We start from the raw sequence: 8,871 nt of genomic DNA on the forward strand, positions 1-8,871 counted from the left end.
CCTTGAACCTGACCGACCCGCCGGTGGCCCTGATCCGGCCGCAGATCAGGTCGAGCGCGGCGGTCTTGCCCGCGCCGTTCGGCCCGATCATCACCCGGCATTCGTCGGGTTCGACATGGAAGGTCAGCCCGTCCACCGCCTTGAACCCGTCGAAGGAGACCGTCAGATCCTCGACCGACAGAACGAAACTGGTCTGATGAATTGACATGGGATCACCTCACCCGGCTGCGGCCTTGGCCGCCGGGCTGTCCGGGGCCGACGCGGAATTGGCGGGGCCGGGCGCGGCGGGGGGGCTGGCCCCTGCCCCACGACCGGCGAACAGCTTGCGCAGGCGCGCCATGACCTGTTCGGACCAGAGCCCGGCAAGGCCGTTCGGAAAGAACATCACGACCGCGATGAACAGCGCGCCGAGGCCCAGGAGCCAGAGCTCGGGGAAGCTTTCCGAAAGCGTGGTCTTGGCCCAGTTGACCAGAAGCGTGCCACAGACCGCGCCCAGGATCGACAGGCGTCCCCCCAAGGCGGCGAAGATCACCATCTCGATCGAGAGCACGATGCCGACCAGCGTAGCCGACCTGAAGGGTGAACATCGCGCCGCCGATGCCCGCAAAGGACGCGCCCAGGCAGAAGACGAAGATCCTGAAGCTGGCCAGGTCATAGCCCGAAGAACACCACCTGCCCGAGGCTGAGGATGCCCCGCCCCCAGCAGAGGACGAGGCCGATGGCGACCAAGGCATAGGTGAGATACTTGCCGAAGAGGTTGAACCGGAAGCTGTCCAGCCCCGGCGTCAGGATGAGGAAGATCACCGCGGCAAGAAGGCCGAAACAGATCGCCTCTTCGCGGGTCAGCAAGCGGGTCTTGCGGTCGTTTGCACGGGTCTTCGCTCACTTGCGGAGTTTCAGGACGAACAGGCCCTGCGGGCGCAGCATCAGATGCCGACGACCACCAGAAGCGTGATGACCTTGGCCATCGAGCCCGAGAGCAAGAAATCGAGGACGCATTGCGCCTGGCTGATCGTGAAGGCCTAGCCCGTCACACCCGCGATGCCGCAGCCGATGGCGAAGGTCAGCCGGTGGGTGCGTTCGGTGTTGATGCCGACCGCGCCCGCCATCACCCGGCTCTGGTTGATCGCGCGCACCTGCCGGCCCCGGCGCGAGCGGAACATCAGCGCGTAGATCGCGACCGATTTTCCGACCGCCAGCGCCATGACGAACCGGCCGTTGATCGGCACCTCGATCCTGTCGGTCAGCGGCAGCGAGCCCATCATCCGGTTCGGGATCGTCACGCCCACCTCGCGCGCGCCAAAGACCGAGCGGTAGATCTGCTGAAGGATCAGGCTCAGCCCCCGGGTCGCCAGGAGCGTGTCGAGCGGGCGGCGGTAGAGATGGCGTATCAGCCCCCATTCCACCAGCATCCCCAGCGCTCCGGAGGCGAGGAAGGCCAGCGCCATCGCGACGAAGAAATAGATCGGGAACAGATCGGGCAGATGCGTGGCAAAACTGTTCGACACCAGGTAGGTGACATAGGCGCCAAGGATCATGAATTCCCCATGCGCCATGTTGATCGCGCCCATCTGGCCGAAGATGATCGTAAGCGTCCGGTGTGGGAGCGGTTTCAGTTGTTTTCGGCCTGCCATTTCCACGGCATGAGTTCGTCGATGCGGTTGATCTTGTGATCGGGCAGGCGCTGGAGGACCCATGTCAGCCATGCTTCAGGGCCGACATCGTTCATCTTGGCGGTCTCGATGAGCGTGTAGGCGATCGCGGCTGCTTTTCCGCCGCCGATTGAACCCATGAACAGGTAATTCTTGCGCCCGATCGGGGGTGCTGAGTCATTATACCCCTCTTCTTCAACTATCTGGAAACATTTGCATTCGCTTCTGATCGCCTCCGTGACACGGACGCCCCTTCCGCCTGAGGGCCTCCAGAATGTGGTCAGATTCGAGAGCGGAGGCCCGGATCTGCCACGGCGCGCCTGGAACGACTTGCTCGGCGGGCAGGATCCCGTCCTGAATCATCCGTCGCACGACGTGGCTGGTCACGTCGAGCCTCGAAGCGGCCGCGCGCAGGGTGAGCCAGACGCCGCCCTTCTCGGCCGACCGGAAGGCATGGATGCCGCGGACCCTGCGGATGGAGGCGACACGGTGTGCCGTCCAGGTCTTCTCCTGGCCAGTGCGCACGCCCATCCGGTTCAAGGTGGCCGCAATGTCAGCGTCAGAAAACCGCGTCGCCATCCGTTCCATCACCGCAAGAGCCTGCTCGGGCGTCTGGCAGCCATGCTCCCCGGTTCGCGGCTTCCGGACGCGCAGTTGCGAGTGCTGGCCGCCGCGCCAGTGGATCGTCAAGATCACCTCGCGCATGGCGTCGTCGACATCGGCGATGATGCCCGAGACCAGCGTCCGGATCAGGTGCTGGCGGCTTCGCGTCGTTCGGCAAGTAAGGCGTCGTACTCGGCCTGCTGCAGGTCGAGTTCGGCCACACGCCGCCGCTCAGCCTCTCCCTCCCTGTGCATCCGCTCGGCCTCCAGTGCCGCCTCGATGGCCATCGGCTCGACCACCCGCAGTATCTCCGATACGATCGCGGCGTTCACACGGGATCCGCCGAAGCCGAGACAACGAGGCAGGCCGAGCATGAGGTTCGGCCGGTCACAGCGATAGGTCGGGCGCCCCGGAGGCGCGCCCGTATAAGCCACCGCCAGTCCTCGGCCGCAACGCCCGCAGGTGAGCATGCCCGCCAGCAGGGCCCGGCCGCCCCGGCCGGACTTGCTTCCGCCAACCCGACCGTAGGCATTGGCGGCCAGCAGGGTCTGGTTCCGCTGGTACTCCGTCCAGTCGATGTAGCCTTCATGATGATCGTGGATCAGCACGTCCCAGGCTTCGGGCGGCTTGCCGTGACCGTAGGACTTGCGCGCCCGCCCGTCGACCAACTCGATCCGCTTCTCGCTTTTGCCGTAGGCATAAGCTCCTGCTTAGAAAGGGTTCTTCAGGAGGCCGATGACATTGCGATAGCCGAACTGCCGCCAGTCGAAGGACGTGAGGCGCTTCCCATCCGACGGACGCGGGAAGAACACGCCCTCCGCCGTCAGCGACAGGTGCGCCTGCCGGGCGCTGCCCAGCTGGCGGAACCGCTCGAACACCAGCCGGATCACCTTCTGCGGCCGAATGTCGGGATCGAAGCCGAGCCCCATGTCGCGGTGCCAGACATAGCCGATCGGCACACTGATCCGCAGCTCGCCTCGTCGCGCCTTGGCCCGGGCCGCGTCCACCATCCGTGCCCGGATGACAGGGGGATCGCCAGGCGCGTCACGGCCTGCTGGCGGTCCTGCGGGCGCCGCCCCGCACCACGGGCGTTCGTCTGGGACATAACTCCAGAGACGGGCAGTTTTGATCTTTGTCGTGTTGGCGCGCACCTGCAGTTTTACGGGGGTATCGTCCGCAAAAAGGGCTGGCCCTGCCCGGACCAGCTTGCCGATATGATCGGCCAGAGGCTCCAGCAGGGCCGTCATGCGCCCAACCCAGTCGCTCAGCGTGGAGCGATGCAGATCGACACCTTCACCGGCGCTGACCGGGGCCTTCGTGATCCTGAGCCAGCTCAAGATCAACGTGACCAACGCCTATGCGGGGTCGATCGCCTGGTCGAACTTCTTCTCGCGGCTGACCCATTCCCATCCGGGCCGCGTGGTCTGGCTGGTGTTCAATGTCGCCATCGCGCTGATGCTGATGGAACTGGGCGTGTTCGGGGCGCTGGAGCATATCCTTGGCCTCTATTCCCATGTCGCGCTGGCCTGGATCGGGGCGCTGACCGCGGATCTGGTGGTCAACAAGCCGCTGGGCCTGAGCCCGCGGGGGATCGAGTTCCGCCGCGCGCATCTTTACGACATCAACCCGGTCGGCATGGCGGCGATGGGCGGCGCGGTGGTGATCGCCTTTGTCGCCCATGGCGGGGGGCTGATGGGCGAGACGGCCGAGGCGCTGTCGGCCTTCATCGCGCTGTTCAGCGCCTTTGCCATGGCGCCGCTGATCGCCTGGGCCACGGGGGGCGGTTCTACATCGCCCGCTCCCTGCCCGAGACGACGGGTCGGCAGCACGAGGCCGGGGCGACCTGTGCGTGCTCGATCTGCGAATACCGCTTCGATGCCGAGGACATGACCCATTGCCCGTTCTATGCCGGGCCGATCTGTTCGCTGTGCTGCACGCTGGACAGTTCCTGCCGGGACGGCTGCAAGCCGCATGGCCGGGTCGACGCGAAGGTGGTGCGGATGCTGCATGCCGCCTTGCCCGACCCGGTGGCGCGGGCGCTGATGTCGCGGCTGTCGGTCTTCGTCATCGGCACGGCGATCCCGGCGGCGATCATCGGGGGGCTTCTGCTGCTGGTCCGGGCCCATGCGGGCAGCCCCGACCTGGACGCGGTGCTGACGGTGATCTTCTGCACCGCGCTGGTGGTGATCGGGGTGATCGCCTTGACGCTGATCCTGGCCATCGAAAGCCAGAACAAGGCCCGCGACGAGGCCGACCAGCCCTGCGCCGCCTCGCCCGCGCCCGAGCGACTGAAGGCGCGCGGCTATCCGGGGCCGCGCCGAACGATCATGGCGGTCGATGACGATCTGGACCATCTGCGGCTGCTCGATACCGTGCTGCGGCCGATGGGGTTCCTGGTGCAGACCGTGCCCGATGCCGAAACCGCGCTGGGCATCCTGGACGATTGCGCGCCGGACCTGTTCCTGCTGGACGCCGGGGATGGATGGATGGCAATTGGCGCAGCGCCTGCGCGCGCGGCCCGACCACCGCGCCACGCCCATCGTGATGGTGACCGGCCACGCGCTGGAGGCGCGGATGCCGGTCGACCGCGAGGGGCCTTACGATGCCTTCGTGGTCAAGCCCTGTTCGCTGCGCGACGTGCTGGTGCGTCTGGCGGACCTGATGAAGATCGACCTGGTCTTCGAGGACCGCCACGCGGCCAAGACCGCGCCCGAAGCCGCCGCGCTGCCCGCCATCGCGCCCGAGATTCCGACACGGCTTCAGGGGCTGGCCGGGATCGGCCATGCCGCGGGCGTGCGCCGCGAGCTTGACGCGCTGGAAGCGGCGGGCCTGCTCGATGCCGCGACGCTGGCGCGGCTGCGCGACCGGCTGGCCGAGTTCGACATGGCCCGGATCGTGCGCCTGCTCAGGGAGATGACCCGCGATGCTACCTGAGACCTATCCCCCGGTCCTGCCCGCCCGCTCGATCGCGTTGGTGATCGACGACGCGCCCGAGACGCGGGGGCTGATCCCGGCGGCGCTGAAGGATAACGGCATGACGGTGCTGGTCGCGCGCTCGGGGCCCGAGGGGATCGAGCTGGCGCGCCGGGTGCGGCCCGCCGTGATCCTGATGGATGCGATGATGCCCGGCATGGACGGGTTCGAGACCTGCAGCATCCTGAAATCGGGGCCGCGGCCCGAACCTGCGCAGGTGATCTTCATGACCGGGCTGACGGAGTCCGAACATATCCCGGACGGGCTGCGCGCGGGCGGGGTGGATTACATCACCAAGCCCGTGGTGGTGGACGAGCTGATCGCGCGGATCATCACCCATGTGCTGAACGCCCGCGCCGTCGCCTCGGCCCGGTACGCGCTGGAACAGGCGGGCCAAAGCGTGCTGGCCTTCGCGCCGGACGGGCGGCTGGCCCGGGGCTCGCCCGGGGCGCCGGCGCTGCTGGAAAGCCCCGAGGGCCGCGCGCTGGTGGCCGAGGGCCGCGCCCTGCCCGCGCTGGCGCGCTGGCTGGCGGGGCTGGCCGGACAGCCGATCTCCAGCATGCCGCCCTTTGCGGGCGCGGCGCTCGCGCTGTGCTATCTGGGCCAGAATCCCGGCGAGGTGATGGTGCGCATCCACCGCCATGGCGAGGGCGAGACCAAGGCGCAACTGGCGCAGGCCTTCGGCCTGACCGACCGCGAGGCCGAGGTGCTGTTCTGGCTCACTCGCGGCAAGACCAATCGCGACATCGCCGAGATCCTGGACCTGAACGCGCGCACAGTGAACAAGCACCTGGAACAGGTGTTCCACAAGATGGGCGTGGACAACCGAACCTCGGCCGCGGTGATCGCCGACCGGCTGCTGAACGCCTGACGCCGCGTGCCCGGCCTCAGGTCGGGTCGATCATCAGCCGGTCGCGCATGAAGGCCAGCGCGACGCTCAGCCCGTCGGGGGCGATGCCGTGGCCGGTGCCCTTCATCACATGGGCATAGACATCGAACCCCGCCGCGCTGAGCGCATTGCCCGCCTCGGGCAGCGCCTCGATCGGAACCACGTCATCGGCATCGCCATGCACCAGCAGCACCGGCGGGCGGGCCACCATCTCGTCCTCCAGCAGGTCCGGCGCCAGCAGCCGGCCCGAGAAGCCCACGATCCCCGCGCAGGACGGCGCGCGGCGCGCGCCCACATGCAGCGCCATCATCGTGCCCTGGGAAAAGCCGAGCAGCACCGTCTGGCGCGGCCCGATCCCCTCCTCTGCGGCGACCGCGTCGAGCCAGGCGTTCAGGTCATCCGCCGCGCGCAGCATGCCCTCGCGGCTCTGTTCCTCGGTCGAGCCGTCGATCCAGGGGATCGGGAACCATTGATGGCCGAAGGGCACGCCCGCGCAGCTTTCCGGCGCATCGGGGGCGAGGAAGGCGGTGCGCGGCATGTGCGGGGCGAGCGGCTCGGCAAGGCCCAGAAGATCGGCCCCGTTGGCGCCATAGCCGTGCAGGAAGATCACCAGCCGATCCGCCTCGCCCTTCGCCGCGCCGGCGCGACCCGACTCGAGTACCCGTGTCACGTCAAACCCTCCGCTGTCTGGCGGTCCGGGTCTAGACCCAAAGCGGCGCGGCCGCAACGGCCGACCCGCGCGGGGCCCTTGCGGTGACGGGTTTCGCCTTGCTGCGCAAGGCGACCCGCGGGGGGCGCTGCCCCCCGTCCTTCGGACTCCCCCCGGGATATTTGCCGCCAGAAGAAGACGGCAAGGCCGCGCGCCAGGGCGCCCCCTCCGACCTTGCCCGTCAGACGCGCGCCTATGCACCTTCTTCTGGCCCCAAATATCCCCGCCGGAGGCAGCCTGCGCCAGCAGGCTTCCCCTTTCGCAGCCGCGCGCCGCGGGCTAGGACTTGGACATGACAAAGACCGTCCCTGCCCCGCCCCTGTCCCCGTCGCGCGCAAGGCGCAATGTCGGCCTTCTGGTCGCCGCGCAGGCGCTGATCGGCGCGCAGATGCCGATGATCTTCACCATCGGCGGGCTTGCGGGTCAGAGCCTGGCGCCCGACCCGTGCTGGGCGACGCTGCCGATCTCGCTGATCGTGCTGGGCTCGATGCTGAGTGCAACGCCGCTGGCAAGCCTGATGCAGCGGGCGGGGCGGCGCGCGGGGTTCATGGTCGGCACGCTGGGCGGGGCGGCAGGCGGCGCGGTGGGTGCCGTGGGGCTGGTGCAGGGATCCTTCGGGTTGTTTCTTGCGGGCTCGTTCCTGACCGGCATCTATCTTTCGGCGCAGGGCTTCTACCGCTTTGCCGCCGCCGACAGCGCGACCGGCGATTTCCAGCCCAAGGCGATTTCCTATGTGCTGGCGGGCGGTCTGGTGGCCGCGGTCATCGGCCCGCAACTGGTGAAGGTGCCGGCCGAGGCGATGGTGGTTCCCTTTCTCGGCACCTATCTGGCGGTGATCGCGATCAACCTGGTCGGTCCGGTGCTGTTCGCCTTTCTCGACATCCCCGCGCCGCCGCGCCGCGTGGCGGGCCAGACGGGCGGGCGCGGTCGGGTGGAGCTGTTGCGCGATCCGGCGATCGCGGTGGCGATCATCTGCGGGATGGTGTCCTATGCGCTGATGAACCTGGTGATGACCTCGTCGCCGCTGGCGGTTGTTGGCTGCGGCTTCGATACCGGGGTCGCGGCGGATATCGTGACCGCGCATGTGCTGGCGATGTATGTGCCGAGTTTCTTCACCGGGCATCTGATCGCGCGGTTCGGCGCGCGGCCCGTGGTGGCGGCGGGGCTGACGATCCTGGCGCTGTCGGGCGGGGTGGCGGTGAGCGGGGTTGCGCTGGAGCAGTTCTATGCCGCGCTGATCCTGCTGGGCATCGGCTGGAATTTCGGCTTCATCGGGGCGACGGCGATGCTCGCGCAGGCGCATGGCCCGGAGGAACGCGGCGCGACGCAGGGGATGAACGACACGCTGGTCTTTGCCGGGGTGACGCTGGCCTCGCTGGCCTCGGGGGGGTTGATGAACTGTTCGGGCGGGTCGGCCGCCGCGGGCTGGGCGGCGGTCAACCTGGCCATGGTGCCGTTCCTGGCGCTGGCCGGGGGTGCGCTGATCTGGCTGGCGCTGCGCCCCGTGGCAGAGCGCTGAGGCCGGGTTCGGGACGGCCTTGCGCCGCGGCGGCGTCCTGTCCCGGCGCGTCCAGAAAAACACTTGCGCCCGCTCAGAATCGCAGTATGTTCCCGGCCTCGCTTGCACGATGGGTTACGCCGCGCGGCCACGCGCTGAGAGACGGGCTTTCCCAAGACAGAACACCGGGCCAGTGGCCCCGAAGGATCGAGGTTGAGACATGGCTGTCCCTCAGAACAAAGTCACGCGGTCGCGCCGCAACATGCGCCGCTCGCACGATGCGCTGGTGCCGGGCAATCCGGCCGAATGTTCGAATTGCGGCGAACTGAAGCGTCCGCATCACGTCTGTGCCGCCTGCGGCCATTACGATGACCGCGAAGTGGTTGCCCAGGCCCAGGAATTCGACCTGGACGAAGACGACGCGGCCTGAGGCCCAGGGCCGCACGTCCCCCGCGTCGAACATGAGCACGCAGCACTGTCAGGAGCCGCTGGCCGAGGCGCCGCGCAACGTCATATCGGTCGACGCCATGGGCGGGGATCGTGGTCC

13 protein-coding genes and 2 pseudogenes are annotated in these 8,871 nt (G+C 68.3%); 5 read left to right on the plus strand and 10 right to left on the minus strand.

All coding sequences use genetic code 11. The features are described 5' to 3' along the window. The 8 genes and pseudogenes from ENN83_RS01945 to ENN83_RS17265 all read right to left on the minus strand — a co-directional run. Positions 1-208: ATP-binding cassette domain-containing protein (locus tag ENN83_RS01945; RefSeq protein WP_287183419.1), on the minus strand; the 208-nt coding region annotated here is incomplete at its 3' end. 9 nt (positions 209-217) lie between these two features. Continuing rightward, positions 218-550 (minus strand): hypothetical protein, encoded by a 333-nt coding sequence (locus tag ENN83_RS01950; RefSeq protein WP_287183420.1) that lies wholly within the window; start codon positions 548-550, stop codon positions 218-220. Between the two features lie 101 nt (positions 551-651). Further along, entirely contained in the window at positions 652-849 is a 198-nt protein-coding gene (locus tag ENN83_RS01955) for a hypothetical protein (protein WP_287183422.1), read from the minus strand. A gap of 173 nt (positions 850-1,022) precedes the next feature. Continuing rightward, positions 1,023-1,571, minus strand: coding sequence for an ABC transporter permease subunit (locus tag ENN83_RS01960; RefSeq protein ID WP_287183425.1), 549 nt, complete (start codon positions 1,569-1,571; stop codon positions 1,023-1,025). A 41-nt stretch (positions 1,572-1,612) separates the two neighbouring features. After that, positions 1,613-1,816, minus strand: a pseudogene (locus tag ENN83_RS01965) (transposase domain-containing protein); the annotation flags it as partial. A 31-nt stretch (positions 1,817-1,847) separates the two neighbouring features. Beyond that, on the minus strand, positions 1,848-2,357 hold the full coding sequence (locus ENN83_RS01970; RefSeq protein WP_287183427.1) for a hypothetical protein: 510 nt from the start codon (positions 2,355-2,357) through the stop codon (positions 1,848-1,850). A 44-nt stretch (positions 2,358-2,401) separates the two neighbouring features. After that, positions 2,402-2,923 (minus strand): zinc ribbon domain-containing protein, encoded by a 522-nt coding sequence (locus ENN83_RS01975; RefSeq protein WP_287183429.1) that lies wholly within the window; start codon positions 2,921-2,923, stop codon positions 2,402-2,404. 399 nt (positions 2,924-3,322) lie between these two features. Then, positions 3,323-3,556: pseudogene (locus tag ENN83_RS17265) on the minus strand (IS66 family transposase); the annotation flags it as partial. Positions 3,557-3,572: 16 nt separating this feature from the next. Between ENN83_RS17265 and ENN83_RS01985 the strand changes: the two are divergent. Continuing rightward, positions 3,573-4,145 (plus strand): hypothetical protein, encoded by a 573-nt coding sequence (locus ENN83_RS01985; protein WP_287183435.1) that lies wholly within the window; start codon positions 3,573-3,575, stop codon positions 4,143-4,145. Positions 4,146-4,158: 13 nt separating this feature from the next. Here the strand turns inward: ENN83_RS01985 and ENN83_RS01990 are convergent, their stop codons facing one another. Continuing rightward, a complete protein-coding gene (locus ENN83_RS01990) occupies positions 4,159-4,476 on the minus strand; it encodes a hypothetical protein (RefSeq protein ID WP_287183437.1) in 318 nt (105 codons plus the stop codon). A 257-nt stretch (positions 4,477-4,733) separates the two neighbouring features. Here ENN83_RS01990 and ENN83_RS01995 point away from each other — a divergent pair, with 257 nt between their 5' ends. Together ENN83_RS01995 and ENN83_RS02000 are read left to right on the plus strand one after the other, a co-directional pair. Beyond that, positions 4,734-5,189 (plus strand): hypothetical protein, encoded by a 456-nt coding sequence (locus ENN83_RS01995; protein ID WP_287183439.1) that lies wholly within the window; start codon positions 4,734-4,736, stop codon positions 5,187-5,189. Further along, a complete protein-coding gene (locus ENN83_RS02000) occupies positions 5,179-6,099 on the plus strand; it encodes a DNA-binding response regulator (protein WP_287183441.1) in 921 nt (306 codons plus the stop codon). Before ENN83_RS01995 ends, ENN83_RS02000 begins: the two co-directional genes overlap by 11 nt. 16 nt (positions 6,100-6,115) lie before the next feature. Here the strand turns inward: ENN83_RS02000 and ENN83_RS02005 are convergent, their stop codons facing one another. Further along, on the minus strand, positions 6,116-6,787 hold the full coding sequence (locus tag ENN83_RS02005) for an alpha/beta hydrolase (protein ID WP_287183444.1): 672 nt from the start codon (positions 6,785-6,787) through the stop codon (positions 6,116-6,118). Positions 6,788-7,118: 331 nt separating this feature from the next. Between ENN83_RS02005 and ENN83_RS02010 the strand changes: the two genes are divergently transcribed. Continuing rightward, entirely contained in the window at positions 7,119-8,345 is a 1,227-nt protein-coding gene (locus tag ENN83_RS02010) for an MFS transporter (RefSeq protein WP_287183447.1), read from the plus strand. 199 nt (positions 8,346-8,544) lie between these two features. Further along, the gene (gene rpmF / locus ENN83_RS02015) at positions 8,545-8,754 is read left to right on the plus strand and encodes a 50S ribosomal protein L32 (protein WP_132696998.1); all 210 of its coding nucleotides are present in this window, start codon (positions 8,545-8,547) and stop codon (positions 8,752-8,754) included. Positions 8,755-8,871 lie beyond the last annotated feature (117 nt).

Source organism: Rhodovulum sp. (assembly GCF_011048875.1).
Classification (GTDB): domain Bacteria; phylum Pseudomonadota; class Alphaproteobacteria; order Rhodobacterales; family Rhodobacteraceae; genus Rhodovulum; species Rhodovulum tesquicola.